At 52.8% G+C, this 18,655-nt stretch carries 10 protein-coding genes; 6 read left to right on the top strand and 4 right to left on the bottom strand.

Features of this window, described 5'->3' with window-relative positions:
- Positions 1-116 precede the first annotated feature (116 nt).
- Positions 117-1,607, bottom strand: coding sequence for a tRNA guanosine(34) transglycosylase Tgt (tgt, locus tag OZX70_RS08730; protein WP_277180827.1), 1,491 nt, complete (start codon positions 1,605-1,607; stop codon positions 117-119).
- Between the two features lie 78 nt (positions 1,608-1,685).
- Between tgt and OZX70_RS08725 the strand changes: the two genes are divergently transcribed.
- The 4 genes from OZX70_RS08725 to OZX70_RS08710 all read left to right on the top strand — a co-directional run bounded on the left by OZX70_RS08725 (position 1,686) and on the right by OZX70_RS08710 (position 10,061).
- Entirely contained in the window at positions 1,686-1,934 is a 249-nt protein-coding gene (locus OZX70_RS08725; protein ID WP_277180825.1) for a hypothetical protein, read from the top strand.
- 725 nt (positions 1,935-2,659) lie between these two features.
- Positions 2,660-4,576 (top strand): LPXTG cell wall anchor domain-containing protein, encoded by a 1,917-nt coding sequence (locus OZX70_RS08720; protein WP_277180823.1) that lies wholly within the window; start codon positions 2,660-2,662, stop codon positions 4,574-4,576.
- Positions 4,577-4,803: 227 nt separating this feature from the next.
- Positions 4,804-5,850, top strand: coding sequence for a class C sortase (locus tag OZX70_RS08715; protein ID WP_277180821.1), 1,047 nt, complete (start codon positions 4,804-4,806; stop codon positions 5,848-5,850).
- 26 nt (positions 5,851-5,876) lie between these two features.
- The gene (locus OZX70_RS08710) at positions 5,877-10,061 is read left to right on the top strand and encodes a hypothetical protein (protein WP_277180819.1); all 4,185 of its coding nucleotides are present in this window, start codon (positions 5,877-5,879) and stop codon (positions 10,059-10,061) included.
- 905 nt (positions 10,062-10,966) lie between these two features.
- On the opposite strand, the gene OZX70_RS08705 is transcribed toward OZX70_RS08710, so the two are convergent.
- The gene (locus tag OZX70_RS08705) at positions 10,967-13,636 is read right to left on the bottom strand and encodes an InlB B-repeat-containing protein (protein ID WP_277180817.1); all 2,670 of its coding nucleotides are present in this window, start codon (positions 13,634-13,636) and stop codon (positions 10,967-10,969) included.
- Positions 13,637-14,234: 598 nt separating this feature from the next.
- On the opposite strand from OZX70_RS08705, the gene OZX70_RS08700 reads away from it, so the two are divergent.
- Positions 14,235-16,244 (top strand): trypsin-like peptidase domain-containing protein, encoded by a 2,010-nt coding sequence (locus OZX70_RS08700; RefSeq protein WP_277180814.1) that lies wholly within the window; start codon positions 14,235-14,237, stop codon positions 16,242-16,244.
- A 383-nt stretch (positions 16,245-16,627) separates the two neighbouring features.
- Here the strand turns inward: OZX70_RS08700 and OZX70_RS08695 are convergent, their stop codons facing one another.
- The gene (locus OZX70_RS08695; protein WP_277180812.1) at positions 16,628-17,215 is read right to left on the bottom strand and encodes a TetR/AcrR family transcriptional regulator; all 588 of its coding nucleotides are present in this window, start codon (positions 17,213-17,215) and stop codon (positions 16,628-16,630) included.
- A gap of 140 nt (positions 17,216-17,355) precedes the next feature.
- Here OZX70_RS08695 and OZX70_RS08690 point away from each other — a divergent pair, with 140 nt between their 5' ends.
- Positions 17,356-18,276 carry a carotenoid biosynthesis protein gene (locus tag OZX70_RS08690; protein WP_277180810.1) on the top strand — a complete coding sequence of 307 codons (921 nt, stop codon included), beginning with the start codon at positions 17,356-17,358 and terminating at the stop codon, positions 18,274-18,276.
- Positions 18,277-18,367: 91 nt separating this feature from the next.
- Here OZX70_RS08690 and OZX70_RS08685 read toward each other — a convergent pair whose 3' ends face one another.
- On the bottom strand, positions 18,368-18,520 hold the full coding sequence (locus OZX70_RS08685; RefSeq protein WP_277180808.1) for a hypothetical protein: 153 nt from the start codon (positions 18,518-18,520) through the stop codon (positions 18,368-18,370).
- Positions 18,521-18,655: the final 135 nt, after the last annotated feature.

Below are 18,655 nucleotides of genomic sequence, written 5' to 3'. Positions count from 1 at the left end.
ATGCGAGAAAACGGTCGCTGATCAGGGCAGAAGAAATGGCATAGAGTGGTCGGTAGTTGTCGCCTCTTGAATCTGCGGACATAACCGGACGCTGATGAGCATCGCGGCAATGGCGCTCAGCCCTTGGAACCGTGGGCGTAGTAGCGGGCCAGCGTCGCGTCGCGGAACTCGTCGAAGTAGCCGCCGTCGATGGAGTCGCGGATGTCGTCGAGAAGGCGGATGAAGAAGCGCTCGTTGTGGATGGTGGCGAGCGTTGCTCCGTTGATCTCGTGGGCGCGCAGCAGGTGGTCGACGTAGGCACGTGAATAGTGCGTGCACGTATAGCAGTCGCAGCCCTCCTCAAGCGGGCCGAAGTCGCGCTTGTTGGCGGCGCGCTTGATGTTGTACCGGCCGTCGCGCGTGTAAATCGCGCCGTTGCGGGCGCAGCGTGCGGGGGCCACGCAGTCGAAGGTGTCGCCGCCGTTCTCCACGCACGCGAAGATGTCGTCGACTGCGGCAATCCCTAGAACGTGGCGAGGCCGAGATTCAGGCATCTCGTCGCAGATCCACGCGCAGGTGTCGCCGATGACGCGTTTCTCGATGGCCCCGCCGATACCTACGCCGTCGAAGTCGAGCGAGGCGATCTCGGATGCCGCGCGCCGTCGCAGATCCTCATAATTCGCGCCCTGTACTACGCCATAGAGTGCCTGATAAGGCTTACCGACACGAGCCTCCGTGAGCCGCTGATGTTCGGCGACGCAACGGCGAGCCCAACGGAAGGTGCGTTCGACGGAGCGCTCCTGGTAGCCGCGCGTGTTCATCAGCGTCGTGAGCTCATCGAAGGCGAACATGATGTCAGCACCGATCTTGTGCTGGATTCCCATCGAGATCTCGGCGCTGAACCGATGGCGAGACCCATCGAGCGGCGACTTGAACGTGACGCCGTCCTCGTCGACGAAGGCCTTGCGCTCGCGGCCAGGCGCGATGACGTCGTCCGATTTCATGCCGGTAACGTCCATCGCGAGCGTTTTCTTGAACCCGGCGCCCAGTGAAAGCACCTGGAAGCCGCCGGAATCGGTGAAGGTCGGCCCGTCCCAGTTTTCGAAGCGCGCCAGCCCGCCGGCTTCGTCAAGCACATCTTCACCAGGGCGCTCAAAAAGATGAAACGCGTTGGAAAGCAGGCATTGTGCGCCGAGTGACTTCATGGTTTCCGGTAGTACGCCTTTCATGGTGGCCTGCGTGGCGACCGGCACGAATGATGGGGTACGGATATCGCCGTGCGGTGTATGAATGACTCCGGTTCGTCCGTAACGAGCCCCACCGCGGCCCAAGCCGCGCGCTGAATCCGAAAGACGCGTATGCTGCTCGAAATAGAACTTGCTGCGGTCGCCGGGCTTGCCGGGCTCGGCTCCGAGCGGGTGTTCCAAAAGGCCAGAAGCGCTCACCGCAAGCTGCGAAACCGTTGTCGCAGAGCGGGTCTGTGCGTAAGCCGTGGCTTCCGAAGCGACATCCTTGCGTCCGGGGACATGGTTCTGTGCGTTTTTGCCGTCAGTCCGGTCTGATGCTCCAGCCGTGCCGTCTGCCGTGCTCGTTGCCATGTCTGTTGATTGATTCGCTGATTTATCCATAGCCGTTTCCATTATCGCCATTCCGTAGTGTCCGCTTCCTCGTGCCGCCCGCGCGGTGATATGCGACGAAAGCTTGTCATGTCTCCGATTTTAAAGGGAACCCTAGCTTTATGGGAAAGCCAAAGCCGGGGAGGAAAGGAGAAGGGGGAAAGGGAAAAGGAAAGCCTTGGGAAACGAGAAGCTCCGGGAAACGAGAAGCTCCAAGAAACGAGACGCAAGAGTAAGGCAAGCAAGAGGGAATTGAACAGAAATATCAAGAAGATAGTGGGAAACGGCGACTGGCCTATTGAGGCGGTGGTCAGAAAAGGCGGTCGCTGGCTTGTATGACATCCTACTTCCGACAATGCGATTTGTTGACGTTTTTATAAGAACGTTTGTATAATCTTTTTCATTTAGACTATTTAATACTATTTGTTGAAATAAAGCATTTTACTTTAGAACTCCGTTTCCGCTAGTTTCCATAGTTTGCGGGAGATTCGTGTATTGCGGTTATGGCGATAAGAAAAGTTCTGAATAATAATGTCAAAAGATAAAACTGCGGGCAAAAAGTGGCATGTTTCATACGTTATTAAGCCAGTAGAGGAATTTGAAAACTTTTTTAACCCGTTTCGAGAGTTTATTTCCTTTCGTGAAATCGCTGATTTTCCCGTCGAAAAAGGTCGATTTTGTGTGACATTTAGCGAAAATTATCATTTCCGAAAGTTTGTATTGGGCTGTCATGTCGGGCATTTTCGTTGCAATTACACGAGAAAAAGCCTCAAAATGTATCTCAATTTTCCGCTAGACTAATAAGTATTGTGTTTTACAACACATAAATGGCGATTCGCTGTTGGGTTTGAAAGCGACTGTCGTTTCGCGCACGTTCGAAAGAAGGTGTGCGAGTCGTATGTGACTGGAATCACTCATGTACGGTAGATAAGCGGCTGGAGACGAGACCGCAACGCCGACGAGAGAGGTTTGACGCCGGAGCTGGTGGTCGTCCCTGGTTGGGACACGTTCCCTGCTGGATTCGTGTGGTTGCGCAATCCGCAGGTGAAAGGAGAGAATAGATTATGGAAGTACGAACTTCTTTACGCAAGGCACTGGGGGTTGCTATATCGGCAGCCACTCTGCTTGCGCTGATGCCGCTTGGTGCGTCGATGGCCAATGCGGCGACCGTTTCGGACGGTACTGATTTGCAGCTGTCGACTGCCGACAAGGCTACGTTGACGGTCAAAGCGGAAAAGAACAGCTACATCAAGGGTCACAAGTTCGCAGCTTTGCGAATTGGTACTTATGATTATGCTGCCAAGACAACAGCTACCACCGGTGATGATGCCCACAAGCTGACCGGTCTGAGCGTAGGAACCGTAAAGGACGACACTATCAAGCAGGCCGTCACAGATGCCTATACCAGCTTGAAGGATGGCGCGGGACAGAATTATAAGTTGGAAGCTGCGTATACCGACAACCCGGTAGGTCAAGTCGCTGCCTCGTTACTTGGCTTCAAAACCACTGATTCGTTGACCAACAACAAGGATGAGTCTTCTTCCAAGGCGCCTTATACTGGCCAGCTGCGTGACTTGGTGACAGCGTTGCAAAAGAACAGCGCTATTGATGCCAAATTCGCTGCTGCTCCGACGGCCACCGCAGCAGAAAATGAAACTGCGACCACTGCTACATTCGAAGGCCTCCCTCAGGGTCTGTACCTGATTAAGGATATAGCTGATGCGTCCCAGATTCCTGCGGGTTCGCAGCTGTCGATTCCTATGATGGTGGGCACCGGTGTCTATGAAGCCGGCAGCGACGACAATCCTTATGTCAAGTTTGTCGCTGATGAAAGCGGTACGCAACTGGGCACAGTCAATGTCAAGGATGATGAGCTTACGTTTACCAAGACGCTCGATCCCAATAGCACTTCTCTGGGTAAGAACGATTGGGGCAAGTTCCATCTGACGACGAAGGTTCCGTTGACCACTGGATTCGCTCACTATGAGTTCAAGATGGTTGATACCCCGAGCAAGGGCTTCACTCTTCCGAATCCGCTCGATGATCAGACGCACGGTGTTAAGGTTTACGTAAAGGCGAAGGCTTCCGACGCCAACACCGATGCCAACAAGATTTCGGCTGATCTTTACACACTGGGGACTCAGACCAACTCCTCAAATGGTCTGAAGGAACTTGTGATTGACTTCAGCAATACGCTTGCCAACCATACCGATACCTTCAAGTATGGCTATACCATCGATGTCGCTTATGACATGATGATGAACGGTTTGGAAAGTCAACCGTCCAACGGTGCTTCGTTAAGCCATTCCACTGATCCCAAGTGCGATCCGTCTGTGCCGAATACTACTTGCCCGGTAGACGTTATCAATGTTCCTGTAGTGAAGGTACACACCTTTGCCATCAAGCTGAAGAACGTCCTGCGTAGCAACGATGCGGCTCTGACTGGCTCTCAGTTCACGATTACCAAGGATGGTGCGACCGATCCAATCGAGTTTGTCAAGCATTCTCCCACCGACCCTAACAATGGTGTATATACCACGACAGATCCGACTGGAACTGCGCAGAAGACCTCTACGCTCGACGTTTCGAGTCTTGCTGATGACACCAAGGGCACGATTACGCTCAACGATATGCCAACGGGTACTTATGTGATTCAGCAGACTCATGCCGCAACTAGCCCCACTCTTCGTGGAGTGATGCTTCCTAAGTTCAAGATTACCGTGACGAAGGGTGACGGGAGTTTGACCGATGAGAACGTCACTTCCTCGGTATCCGTTATTCAGGATGCTTGGGGATTGGTCAATTCGACCGCACCCGCTGGACTTGTTACAGTTACCAACGTGCCGTCTGTCGTCCAGCTGCCTCTCACTGGTGGTGCAGGCATCATCCTCGCTGTGATTGTGATTCTCGCAATCGCCGCGCTGTTCGGTGGCACTGTAGTGCTCAAGCGTCGTCACGAAGCGACTCGTCGCCGCGTCTGATGATGTAAAGGTTGGGCTTGTCGGGAAAGAACGAAAGGGCTGATTGATCGGTCTTTCCCGCTGGGTCCAGCTTCCCGAGGTTTCCGTTGCGGCATTTGTCAATGCAACGGAAACCTCAAGCAGTCTTGAAAAGTATGTTCCAGATGTGTGAAACATAAAGGAATCAGGGCTTTGCCTTCTGATGTTGTGTGGTGCAGCATTGCAGAGTGCACTAGGAGAGTAGGGGCATGAAAAAGACGGATAAGTTGGGCGTTGTCAATCTTGACGCTAGCTTTGAGTCTTTCTTTCGTTACGATCCTTCTGCCCGCAAGCACGACTGGTATAGTGTGGCAATTCATGTCATGCATGATTTGCTGGCTATCCTGTTGGTGATAGCGATACTGTGGATTCCTGCGCTGCAGAGTTACAACGCTCGGCAGGAAGAAGCCGCTACTGATGCGGTGGAGGCTTCGGTTGGCGCATGGCCGGTGGCAAGGATTCGCTCCGAGATCAATGCAGCTCGACAGTACAATGTGGCGATTGCACAATCAGGTCAAGGCGATCTGGGCGAATTCAGTGACCCGTTCGGATCGAGTAGTGGTAGCTCGGATGCTGCGAAAAGCGACACAAATGCTGATGCAGCCGATAACCAGGAAGAATTGATTCCGCCGATACTACGCAATTCAACCTATCAACGGTTGCTGAACGTCAGTGATGGCATCATGGGAGATATCAAGATTCCGAAGATTTCAGTGAATCTGCCTATTTACCACGGTACGTCTAAGGATGCTCTGGCCAAAGGAATTGGTCATTTGCGCGGCACAAGCCTTCCAGTCGGAGGACCGTCGACGAATGTGGTACTCTCTGGGCATCGTGGGCTTCCCTCGGCATTGCTGTTTACGAGGCTTGATCGCATGCGCAAAGGGGATGTCTTCTTTCTGAATGTGTTACGTCAGAAGATGGCATACAGGATTATCGGTATCCATGTTATCGATCCGTCCGACACCCATTTGTACACGGTGGTTCCGGGCAAGGAACTGGTGACGTTGATGACCTGCACGCCCTACGGCATCAATACCAGCCGTCTGATATTGACTGCGGAACGTACGACGCTGACTCCGAGTGAAATGCGACAGCACGATCCGCTGTTTCCCTCGATATTGACGTTGGTTGCAGTGCTGTTACTTGGGTTGGGAGCCCTGCAAGTCAGGTATTACCACCATCGTATCTATCCGTGGCCGTTGCATACGGATGGAATATTCCGTCGACGCGGTGGCGCTCGGCACGGGAATTGAAGTTTTGTAAAGTTTGTAGCAAGTAAATGATTGAGGATGAGGACATGAACAAGTCAAACCAATCAGAACCGTCTCGGCATAACGTCCGTCGGTTATCTGCGGTGGTGGGGATCTTGGTGTCTGCAGCTCTGATGGCCGGTCCTCTGATGTCTTTTGCCGATGACTCGGCAAGCCAAAACTCTCAGACGCAAGACTCACAGACAACTGCCCAGACCGGTGAGCAGTCGGCAGATGGCCAAGCGAACTCCAACGGCGGAGTCACTGCGGCCAAGCCGGGTATCAACAACACACAGGCGCCTAAATCGCAGGCGAAGGTTGACCAATCAGCAGGTGACGACAAGGCCAAGACGAATGTTTCCCAGGGAGCCGAGGACGGAAATTCAACCAAGGAAGGCGCACAGGCCGGAAGTGCAACCCCGAACGCTCAGGACCAGGGGACTGATGTAAAGCCTCAGCTTGCCGCCATGCTCGCCTATAACAAGCGTGCCAACACTGGCGATGATCAGTTGCGCATGGATTTTGTTCTTCGTGTGAAGCATGATTCTGTCAATCCATATGCGCAAGGTGTGGGGCAATGGAGTTTCGACGGCAAGAAGACCAATCTTCAGCTCTTTTATTCCGATGGCAACTCGAGTGCGAGGAAGCAAAACAAGCTTCGCAGGATGATATATCTGCAGACGATAACTAACAACCCTGAGGAAGCTGACAAGGCAAAGCTTGCTGCCGCTCAGTGGAGTCGCAACAAAGCTGATTTCTTTACCATTCACAGCATCAAACAAGGCGAAGATGGCTATGATTATCTTTCGATTTCCGCACAAGGCAGGGTGTGGTACCCGAAAGACAACACTTCCAAGGTTCTTGGCGGTGGCAAATATGACCGTCAGGTATATGCAGTGGTCGGAAAGAATATCAATGTAAATTCTTGCGGCACTTCAAACGGTGACTGCGAGGTAGACGGTCAACAGATTACCGGTGACGAGCAACATGCAACCAATCTTACAGACAAGTATCCGATCTATCTTTATAACACCGATTGCAAGGGCGATGATTGTGCTGGACCGTTGGCTTACGCCGGTAATGGCGGCGACACTAGCCTATTCAGTGGCGGCCAGGCCAACTGGGGTCTACACGTTGACAACGGAATTTCAGAAGCAGACCAGAGCAAGGCCGACAAGACGATTACCGATCCTGGTGTAGCTCCTGCAAAGTCGTTCTTCACCTTCTGGACCAATCCTGGCGGTGATACGGGAAGTCAGCATCAGAATGTAACCACTTGTGGCAACACCACGAGTTTCTATTACGAATGGTTTGGTCTCAAGGGCGGCAATTGGGTTCCGGTCACAGAGCTCAATACAAAAGCTTTGTCTTCCAATGGGCAGACGCCTGCAAAGTTTGATTCCTCTCCTATCGGCAGTAATACATTTTTCTCGTACAATGCCAAGGATGATACGAATCCGGCGCGTACGCTCATTGCCGATACCAGTGGCAATAACGAGTACAAGAAGAGTGTGCAGAACGCTGATGGTTCCATTAATTTTGCGCAGGCCAAGGCCGATCAGGGCTTTGACGGCTACTTCAAGATGGTCGCATGGCCTACCAGCACCGATGCTTCTGGAAAGATTTCAAAGGCATGCGTGGCCACCGATGCACAAGGTGCCAACAAGGCGACTATGAAGGATATTTACAATCCTCTTTACAGTGGTAATGAAGAGGGCATCTCCAAAGAAATGGCCGAGAAGCATCCTGAACAGGCTCAATATCTGATGAATCTTGGGTTCGATGTCAACACCGTCTTCGATGGATATGGTTATCAAGGTGTCAATGTTTCCGATAATCAGCAAGCCCCAAAGACGACCGACAATAACAAGAACTCCACGAAGCCGCTGTCGCCGGATGATCCCATCCATACGCCGGTAATGGCTCAGATGCTTGGTTACAACGATAAGATTGACACAGAGGGCGACGAAATACGAGCGGACTTTGTGGTGAAAGTCGCCAGAGATGATGTGAATCCGAGCTGCATCGGTCTCGGTGCCAATGATCAGCGGGGCATATTCTGGAACTATATGGGTGATGATAAAGATCAGGCTCACGGTATTGATGTGAACAGTGCGTGTGGCATGAAGATGACGTATTGGTACGGGAAAACGGCTGGTAAAAACAAGAATACTGAAAGTACCAGAATTCGAGAAGCCAAGTATTTCAATACCTGGAGCAGTGATAACAAAGCCGAAAACACGGACGCCAACAAATCCAACGCCAATTATTGGTGGGCCAGAAACGTCGGTGCGAATAATTATGACTTCTTCACTATTCGCGACGTCCAGTATCAAGGTCCCCTTGCCTATCTGACGATTACGTTGACAGGCGATGTCGATTATGAAGATATCGGTGATACTTTGGGCGGCACGCAGCAGCCTTTGCAAATTGATTTGGAAACAGGAATCGGCACAGGGAAGACTTATAAGAACAGGATTTCACAAGGATATATGCAACAGGTTTACCGTGGTAAATCATGCAGCAGTAAGGATTCTGCGAACTGTGGTGGCCCTATATCGTCATTAGCCTATGACGAAACGCACCCAACATTCTGGAGTGGTGGCGAAGCGAACTGGGGACTGACACTTGATCAAGGGTTTGATACTGCTGCTCCGCCTGTACGCGGTCAGGGGGCTCGTACTGCCCCGGGGATTGCGCCAAGTAACACATTCTTCACGCGTTGGTATAATCCTGACGTCAATAATAATCAGCCAAATCTTTGCAACAAAGTGAACAACTATTATTTCCAGTGGTTTGCATTGAAGAATGGAGATGAGTGGGAGCCGGTTAAGGAGTTGACGCCGACAGCTCAGAAAATGGATCAGCCCGGTGATGCCGGTACCAGCGGCGGTGACACGCAGAGGGGTTCGCGAGTGAATGAGCCGCGTGACTATAGGAACCCTTATGGATGGCAGGAAAATGATCACGGCGGCCTTCTTGCCAGCGGCGATGCGCAAAAACCCGATGGCAGCATTGATTTTGGTGTGATCAAGGGCAAACATCCCGATTACAACGGTTACTTCAAGATGTTGACGTGGCCGATTTCGACCAATAGCGATGGCGATAACAGCTCGTGTGTCGCTGGGCCAGGGGTGTCGCAGGCTGTTCAGGATGTATACAATCCGCTGTACAACGCCAAGGACAAAGACAATCCAAAAGGCGCCACAGAGAAAATGAGCCAGGGTAACATCAAGGCTATTATGGCGAAGGGTTGGACTGTCAACACGGTATTTGACGACTACTCATACAGCTCTGCGTTCCGTAACGATTCCAAGGTCAAGATTACGAGTGTGGATATGCCGCATACCGTCAAGGCGACCGGTGACATCGCTGAGGGCGAGCGTAAGCTGGTGATTAGCGGAACAGATACTCATCGACCGTTCTCGAATTCGAATGTTGATTTGTATGCAGTGTACATGGGTGACAAAACTGTATCGGACCCTTCGGCTGAGGTGAGTCAAGATGATCTAAAGAATTTGATCAAGAGTGGCACGAAATTAGGTAGCGTAGACATTGGCAAGCCAGGCGATGCTGATTGGAGTGTGACTGTCACTGGTCAAGATTTTGAGAATTTCTTAAGTCATGTCAAAGACAGTCAGAGCTACCGCTTTATTGCTTATGATGCCTGTTATGATAAGGTTTCTGAATATACCTATCTCGATCAGCAGATGGATATGACGCCTCCGGAGATAAAGGCCCCGAAGATCAACTATTGGAAGCTCCAAGGGAAGCTGACCGAGTCTGACGTTTACAATGGATTTGACAAAGTAAAGGTCGACGTCACGTGGGGCCCCAATGAGTCAGACGTTGTAGAAACCACGGTTGACAGTAGCGGTGTCTGGAAAGTCACGCTTCCTCAGGACTTCAAGTTGGGGCACAACGTGAAGATTGATGTGACCGATCCTTCCGGCAACCAGTCCAAGACCTATACCTGCTTCGTTCCTAAGCCAGTTAAAAACCTGCCGTATACAGGTTCATGGCTCTTGTGGCTCTTGCTGCTGCTGTTCGTGCTGGCTACGGCAGAAGTCATCTATCGTCGATATAAGCACAATAAAGAGCAAGCCGGCATGGTGACCGAACGCGGAGGGGTTATTGCCCAACGCGCAGTCTCGGATGTTGCACGTAGCAAGGGGCCACGTCATGTGGCTCATACAAAGAGACGAAGGCGCTGACTCTTTACTGTCGTCACGATTTTGAATGAGTCGTTCGCTGTGTAAAGAGGGTCTAAGATGCGGTGAAAACGTTGATAGCGTTTCACCGCATCTTTTTAAAGAAGATATTGGGATATTGGTCGGAGTGTGTGCCTGATAGCTGCCTGGTGAGTTGTAGTCGGCTGTGTCCGGGTATCGGGCGACGGCTTGGGCGTCGGCGTATAACTTGTTCAGGTAGAGGCTGATGCCGCACCAGATCTATTCAATGGTGGGGCCGTCATGACTTCGAACGGAGTGTCATCATACCTGTGTTGGTTGCGCCATGTCGCACTCGCCTCGACAGCAAGATATGGGCAGGATTTGTGGAGCTTGCATGAGCCGGTATGGTGACGCGACGTGTGCGACGATGCTGGAGAGGTTCCCGTGCCGCGTAGCTATGGAAAACTGTATCAGGAACTTTACCTCTTAATCTACTTTACAAAAGAAGCTCCTGGTTCCGTGGCTGGGTTTCAACGCCTTGGGTGTATATAATCTCGCCTGAAGTTGGGTCTTTTTACGCTGATGCTGGTTTCCGCTCTTTTCTATTCCGTACCGGTCACATGGGGTCTATGGTTCCCTTTGGACAGTCGGTATTTGATGGAGTTTTCTCCAAGCACCCGCTGCACCTCGGGCTGGTTTCGCTCAGACGCATGTTGGCAGGCGCTGAGGATCCCGCAGCCACACGCGTTGACAATCCTCCTGCCTCAAGCAGATATGGTCTCAGAGGCCAGAACTGATATGCGTCTATGCCTTCTACACGCAGTGCAGGAGGCATAGGAACAGAGCGAGACGTGGCCGGTTGTTTATCCGGACTACCGCTGCATATAAAAATGTTCCGGGAACCTATATTGAGTGGATTCCCGGAACATTCCTTAATAAATCAGTTTTTAGTTATAATGATAGATTTCAGGCGACTTGTGCTGGCCAATGTCAGGCAGACGGTCGTGGTTCATCAAGAACGGGATGAGCAGCAGAAGCAGGAGCAAGAGCAGCCACATCCAGTTCAAGTGTCCTCGCGTCTGAGCGTGGACCGTTGCCGGTTCGGCGCTTACGCACTGCGGGTCGAAATCTGCAATTTGGCGAACGCTGCCCACGGTCCCAGTTTCATCTTGTGGTATCGAGGGATTGATGCTGCGTACGTTGTTGGTCTTGCAGATCTTCTTACGACCTTGTGTTTGCGGAGCTTGTGGCGTCTGTGGCGCCTGCTGTTGCGGTGTGTTGTTCCCGCCGGTGGCATTGCGGAGCATATTGGCATTACCGCCGTTTGGCGCCGCGAAGTTGTTGGTCGTGTTGAAGTTCTGGATAGTCACATAGCGGTTGATGATTTGGCTAGATGGACTAGGTGAGGGTGTGTTATTCGCTCCATTAAACGTCCAATGTGCGTAGACTATGGTATCCACGGTAATTGCCTTGTTGAAGTCGAATTCATTTCCGCCTTCGGCGCTGTCATACCAGCCGGCGAATGTGTAACCATCTCTGCTGGGGTCTGTCGTCGGCTTGGTGGCCTGTCCGCCTTGCACCACACGCTGCTTGAGGGCATCGAAACCATGCTGCTTATCAAAGTGGCCAGGATGCGGATCGAAGAAGACGGTGAAGGTCACCGGTGCGGGCTTCGCGACTTCCCAATGTGCATAAAGATTGATGTCATCATTAAGTTCATGACCGAAGGAGTATTGATCACCGCCCCAAGGTTGGGTGAACCACCCCAGGAACTTATGCGAGTCAAAGCTTGGTTTGTTCGCCGGCTCTTTCAGGTTGTCGCCGGGATTGACTGTTTCCATCCAAGAAGTTTTGCCGTTGTTCGGGTTGAACGTTGCGGTGTGTGCGTCATCGCTCTTCCAATGGGCGTAGATGGTGGTGTCGTCGATGATTGCATCTTCAGCAGGTTTGAAATCTTTGGCGCTGATGAACGAGCAGGAAGCGGCGTTCGGGTTCGTGGTTCCGGTGACGCAGGCCTTCCAACCCTCGAACGTGTCTTTCTTCCCGTTTGCATCGATACGTTCCGGGGTGCCGGGATCTGCCATCTTATCGCCGGAAAGGACTTGCCTGATTCCTGGATTGCCGTCGTTGTTGAGGGTACCGCCGCGCAGATCGATGACAACTTGTGGCACACCTATTGTGGGTGCCAGCAACCCGTCGAAATCGCCTATCGACGTGTGCGTAGCAGGATTGGTGATTGGCGCAGCGAACTGGAGGAAGATTCTGCCGTTGCGCAGCTTGCCGCCGATGAGTTGATTGACCATATCTTCTGGCAAATCGCCTGGAGTGGTTGCCGCGTGCGGGTCTTTGATTACCACAGATCCGCTGCTGATTTGAATGCTGGCCGAGTCGATGTCGGCTTTTTCCGGATATCCCGAGCTATTCGTGTAGCGATAGTAAGCGTTTCTTTGGAAGGTTACCGGCTGCGAGTCCGTGGTGTTGGTCAGTTCAGTTGCGGGAATCGTCACATCGGGATTCGCCGTGTAACGATTTGATGCCAAAATTTGATTGCTCACGTCCAGATTGGTCAGCTGGGTCAGATTGGAAAGAGGGGAGATGTCCTGGATGGCATTCCAGCTCAAATCAAGGGTCTGAAGGCTGGTCAGCCCGCCGAGTAGGGACACATCGCTGATTTGATTGTCGTGGAGAAGCAGCGTATGCAATTGGTTCAGATAAGCGACAGCCGGGGGAATCTCGCCGTCGATGCCGATTCCTATGCCGCTTGCATCCAACGTGGTAAGATGACGCAAATTGGAGAGGACGTCGAAGTCCGTGTCTGCGTGCAGGGATTCGCAGTGTGCGACATTAAGTTCCTGAAGGTTCGGATATGCCGCGTCAAAGCCGGCGAATGCCTGACGATTGTCATTGGAGCTTTGGTCAGTGCCGGATGCGGCGAAATCGCTGCGGTCGAGGCTGAGGTAAATCAGTTTCGATAGCTTCGGCAGTTGCGAGGGGTCGCGTAAACCGGAATTCGCAAAGGTGATCGAACGCAATGCGGGCATTCCATCAGAATTCCATGTGGTCAGATTGGCATGGTTGAGGTCGCCATTGGCCGTGGTTCCAACCCATTGGAAATCCACCGAAATCAGCTTCTCAAGATGGGCCATTGGAGAATAGTCGCTGACCGGGCCGAAACCGTTGACGTTCGCGCCGCTTGCGGTGAAGCGTTCAAGTTCTGTAAACAGCTGAATGCCTTGGATATTGTGGACTCCGCTTTGCAGAGGGATGCCGAATGTACCGAATCCGCTGCCGTCAATGGCCTGGACGCTGCCGGCCCATCCGGCGGTGACTACGGTGTCATCGAATTTGTTACCTGGATTTGAGCTGTTTGACGTACTGCCGTCAAGTGGGTACTTTCTGGCCAGATATGTGCGGAAAACCGCGTCGGGGAAGCATTCTTTGAACGTGCTTGTGCCCTCGGTGCAGGCGTACGAAGAATCGCCTTGTGTGCTCGGTTCCTTCGCCTGTTGTATGGCAGGCTGCTGGGACTGAGACTGCGACGTGGCTGCCGGCGCTTTAGGTGCAGACGTGTCTGGGGTGTCGGCCATCGCTAATGCTGGCGACAACGTTAATGCCATTGCGGCTACGGCTGCTGTAAGACCCGTCAGAAGTCGTGCCGAACTGTTCAACTTCGAATTCCGCATGTTCTCTAGCTCTCTATACCATTTTTTGTGATGAATGATACTTATTAGTCTAGCATAACGTAGTGCAATTAGAACGATGGACGTATCAAGAAAATCCTTCTTTATCGCTTTGAATATGAGCCAATAAGAGGGTTTTATTCTCAGTCTTATTTTATGGTTTGATGTTGCCAAAGCATTGTGATGCATGGGAATATAACATAAAGGAATAACCTTGATTCTACGGGGTAAAAGGCGGACGCTATGGACTGTTTTGCCGAGTTGAATTGTTAGAAATTTTGCTTTCGGCAGAATAGTGGTACGGAATTCCTGCCGAAAAAAGTCTTGCAACCGGTTTATGGCAACAGTTATTATGTCTAGTTGATGCCGATTTAATGGACATGGCGGCGAAGTTCCGTGATGCTGGGATTATTCTTTCAAGAAATGTTCAGGAAACATCCAGACCGGGTGTATTTACTCATTATTAAGGCTCAGGACTGGCGTTTATGGCGGATACCGCCGAAGACAGACCTGTTGGAGGAAATAAGGAGCAGCAATGGCTGAAGATAATAAAGACGAGTGGAGCAGTGGTCAGCCTGCACGTCCCAATGAAGACACGAATATGACACCGGACTCATCAGATCTTGCCGGTAGTGCCCACGCCGAAAGCGCTTCGGCGGGCAGCGATAATGGCGATTACGCCGGAGCTCAGGCAAACAACAGCGAAACGGCCGATGCGAACGAGAATCAGTCGGCCGCCACGCAACCCATTACGACGCAGGATACGCAAAACTTCAATAGTGAAGCGAATGCCACGCCTACGGAAGTGTTCACGACCGGATACCGGCCCGAAGATGCGAATTCGGCCGATACCACCTCTACCAATGCTTCGGACAATCCTTACGCGAATTCCTCTGCGGCTGATTCCGACAACTCAAGCAATGATAGCGGCCCATACCGCCCGGCTCCGGAATATGGTGCCTATGGCCCGTTGCCTGATCACATCGGCAGCAGCGACACTGGCAACGACTACGGCAATCCGAACGCTGCCGGCAATAACGGTCCGGTGAACGCTCCGAGCATGCCTTGGAACGGCATCTTCGGCAGTGCCGGCCAGAATCCGAACGTCGGGCAGAACGGCAATGGCGGCGAGAACAACAACGATTACGGCAGCAACGGCTTCGGCGGCCCTTATAACGGTGGCCCTGGCCAGCCGGAAGGACCCAATGGCGGCAACTTCGGCGGTCCGAACATGCCCGGCAGCAACGGTTACGGAAACGGTTACGCAGAACCCAAATCCCATAGCAATATCATTACCGCCATCGTCGCGGCCGTGGTGAGTGCAGCGTTGTGCTTGGGCATCGGCTTCCTTGCCATTTCCAAAGGTTGGGTCACCGTTCCGACTTCGAGCTCCATGGCCGGTATCACTTCCAACAAGTCCGGCTCCGGCACCGCCAACGTCAAGGGCGGCCAAGCTCCCGACTGGGCTGGCGTCTCCTCGCAGGTCTCCAATTCCGTGGTCTCGATCACCACGCAGGTCAGCCAGGGCATCGCCAAGGGTTCCGGCGCGATTCTCGACACCAAGGGCCACGTCGTCACCAACAACCACGTTGTTTCCGGCGGCCAGAACATCCAGGTCACGCTTTCCAACGGCCAGATGTACAAGGCCTCCATCGTGGGTGCCGACAACACCACCGATCTCGCGGTGATTCAGCTGCAAGGTGCTCCGAGTGACCTCAAGCCGGTGCAATTCGCGGATTCTAGCAAGCTTGCGGTCGGCGAGAACGTGATGGCCGTCGGCAATCCGCTGGGTTACGACGACACCGCCACCACCGGCATCGTTTCCGCGCTCAACCGCCCGGTTTCGGTGATGGACGACAACAATTCCGAAATCGTGACCAACGCGGTGCAGATCGACGCGGCCATCAACCCGGGCAACTCGGGTGGCCCCACCTTCAACGCAGCTGGCGAGGTCATCGGCATCAATTCCTCGATCGCCTCCGCTTCCTCGTCTTCCGGTCAGTCCGGATCGATTGGCATCGGTTTCGCGATTCCCTCGAACCTCGTCAAGCGCGTGGCCGACCAGATCGTCAGCAATGGTTCCGTCCAGCACGCGATGCTCGGCGTAACCATCAAGTCCACGAATGTCGAATCCGACGGCATCACCCGCGGCGGCGCGCAGATTACCACTCCTTCCACCGGCGGCTCGGCCGTGGTCAAGGGAAGCCCGGCGGACAAGGCCGGTCTCAAGGCTGACGACACCGTGGTGGCCTTCAATGGCCAGGCGGTCGGCAGCAGCTCGGCACTGCTCGGCTACGTCCGTGCGGCGAGCCTCGGCGACAAGGTCAAGCTCACCATCGTGCGTGGCGGCAAGACCATGGATGTTGACCTCACCCTCGATCAGAAGGAAACCGACGTCAAGGGCAGCAACCGTTCCGAAACCCAGAAGCAAAACGGCAACAACGGTCAAAACGGCCAAGGTCAGAATGGCCAGGGCCAGAATGGCCAGGGCGGTAACAGCGACGGAGACGGCGGCGGCCTCTTCGACCCGTTCGGCCTCTGGTAAAGCCGCTAGCTCGCACCTGGCTCGGGATTCCTCGGATAGGTGCGGGTTAAACCGGCTAAATTGGTATTAACCAGTAGTAAATAAGCCAATCTTGCGATGCTAACGTTAATAAGGTGTCGCAAGATCGGCTTTTATAATTGCTGGAGTTATAAACCGTTTGCCGCCCGCTATAGCGTGTCTTTCGTCCGTAGCTCGATAGGTTTGCCTATTCGTCGCTCGTTCGTCATCCGCTTGTTTGTCATTTTTATATGTCTGCCTCGGTCTTTTGCGTAAAAGCGACTTTCAGTAGGCCTATTCGTCACTTTTTACACAGCTAGGTCAAGCAAATGTGCAATAAGTGATAAGTAGCGAGCTGGCGAAAGTGGGGAAGGGAGAAAAACGAATTATTCCCAGACTTTGATCTGCGCCCATCCGAATGCGTACATATCGCTGATGATAGTGCTGATGGTTTCGGCAGAGACATCCGGGTGTTCCCTCATCCAGCTCCTGAAAATACCAATGATTCCGGTTTTGATGAAGTCCAGACGCAGGCTTGCGTTTTCCAAGGTTTCCTGGCCCGGATCCAAGCATTCGATGACCGTCTTCATCCACGATTTGAACAATGTGTCCTTGAGATCGTCTTCAAAATCTCGCGTATCGGTATTGTTGAACAGAATCGCATATATCTTACGGTCTTTTTCCACTGTTTCGATAAGACGGGAAACGTAGTTCGACATTTCTTTCGGAGTCGGGATTTCGGGGCCGGGAGGGCTATCCGGGATCTGTTGCAGCAAGTAATCCTTGACGTCTGCGTATAGTTCGCCGATTCCTGAATAATGCAAGTAGAACGTGTTTCGGTTGATTTGTGCCAGTGCAGCGAGTTCTTTAACTGTAATGCGATGGAGCGGTTTCTTCGTGAGAAGCTTAAGGAATGCGCCGACGATCGCGTTCTGGTTTTTCTGATATCGGAGGTCTTCCGTTCTTGATGCCAAAAATCCTCCTATGCAGATTTTACTAAAGTGTCGTTTACGCTGCGCGTGGTTAAACGATGACCATTGACCACTATTTTATCGCCTCGTACACTCAAATTGTCTCAAGTAAGACAATGAAAAAGTAGAAAGAGGATTGGATTATGAGCGCTTTCTTTGATAAAGATAGCGATACCACCATCACCAGTATGCCTGATGAGCAACAACGCTCGCTGCGTAATCGGTTGCTTGTCTTTGTAGCACTGGTTGTAGTAGGTACGGCGATTGCCGGTGGGCTTGCCATCGCCAAGGTCATTCCCATCGGTTATGCCGTTTTGGTGGGGGTCACAACGATAACGCTGATGCTGTGGTCACACGCATCGACGCTTATCGGTACCAAGTCCGCCACGATGATGTTCATCACGGGCATCGTTATGGGCTTCGTATTTGAGGACTTCTCGGTGCACTTCAACGTCGGCGGTGGCTATTACTTCCAGCCGATACTTGGCCCAAAGATCGACGTGATTCCGCTGGTTATTCCGCAGTTCTGGGTTATTTCCATTTACATGTGCTGGGTGATGATGAACTTCATCCTCGATGGAGCCCCCACGCCGCGCATCAATACGCCATTCAGGATTCTCGAGCGTGCCTTGGCCGCTGATCTCATCATGACGACCGTCGATCTGAGCGCCGATCCTGTCGCCGTCCATATCATTGGCGCTTGGGTTTGGAAGAAGCCGGGAACTTATTTCGGCGTGCCTTATGCGAACTACACCTTCATCTGGTTCCTTGTCGGCGTGCTCACCCTCGTAGTGCACGGGTTCCAAGAGCGTAAAGAGGTCAAGACCTGGATAGACACCGCTCATTACGGCCTCAGGATCTGGACCATTCTGCCGGTTCTCGCATACGGCGGCAACTGGCTGATGATGATGCTGATCAATTACGATGGCGCCATCGGTCTGCTCGCCGGTTTCTCGATGGGTGGTCCGTTTGTGATTGCACTCGTCAAGTGGATTGACTGGTATCGTGCCACGAGCCCGAAGGCTTTGGCTAAGAAGGCAGTGGCCGAAAAGGCTAATGCCTGAAAGCAATGATGTAATCTGACGGCTTGCATGGCTGTCGGATTACCTGCCGTGCCGCTCGCGACTGATTGCCGAGAGTGGCACGGTGCTGGCGCTATTCGATCCTGCGGATTGCGTAGAGGACGCAGACCGTCAGAATTGCCGCGGCCAGAGGCGGGCTTACCTTCGGCACGATCGCGAGCAGCACGACGCCCGCGAGCCAGCAGAGCCCGGCGTTCCCGGGCTTATGTTCATTGTTAGGTGCCATTTCTGGCTCCTTTCGATATTTGTTCAGCCGGCCTTGTGGCCCTAGCCGACCGCCCGCACGTTTCCGGTTTTCCGGTTCGGGGATTGCCGTGCCGCGTGCGTGCGGCATAACCAACGTCGCATAGATGGGTTTGAA

Source organism: Bifidobacterium sp. ESL0732 (genome assembly GCF_029395535.1).
In the GTDB taxonomy this organism is placed as follows: Bacteria; Actinomycetota; Actinomycetes; order Actinomycetales; family Bifidobacteriaceae; genus Bifidobacterium.
This window is presented reverse-complemented; position numbering and strand designations above follow the sequence as displayed.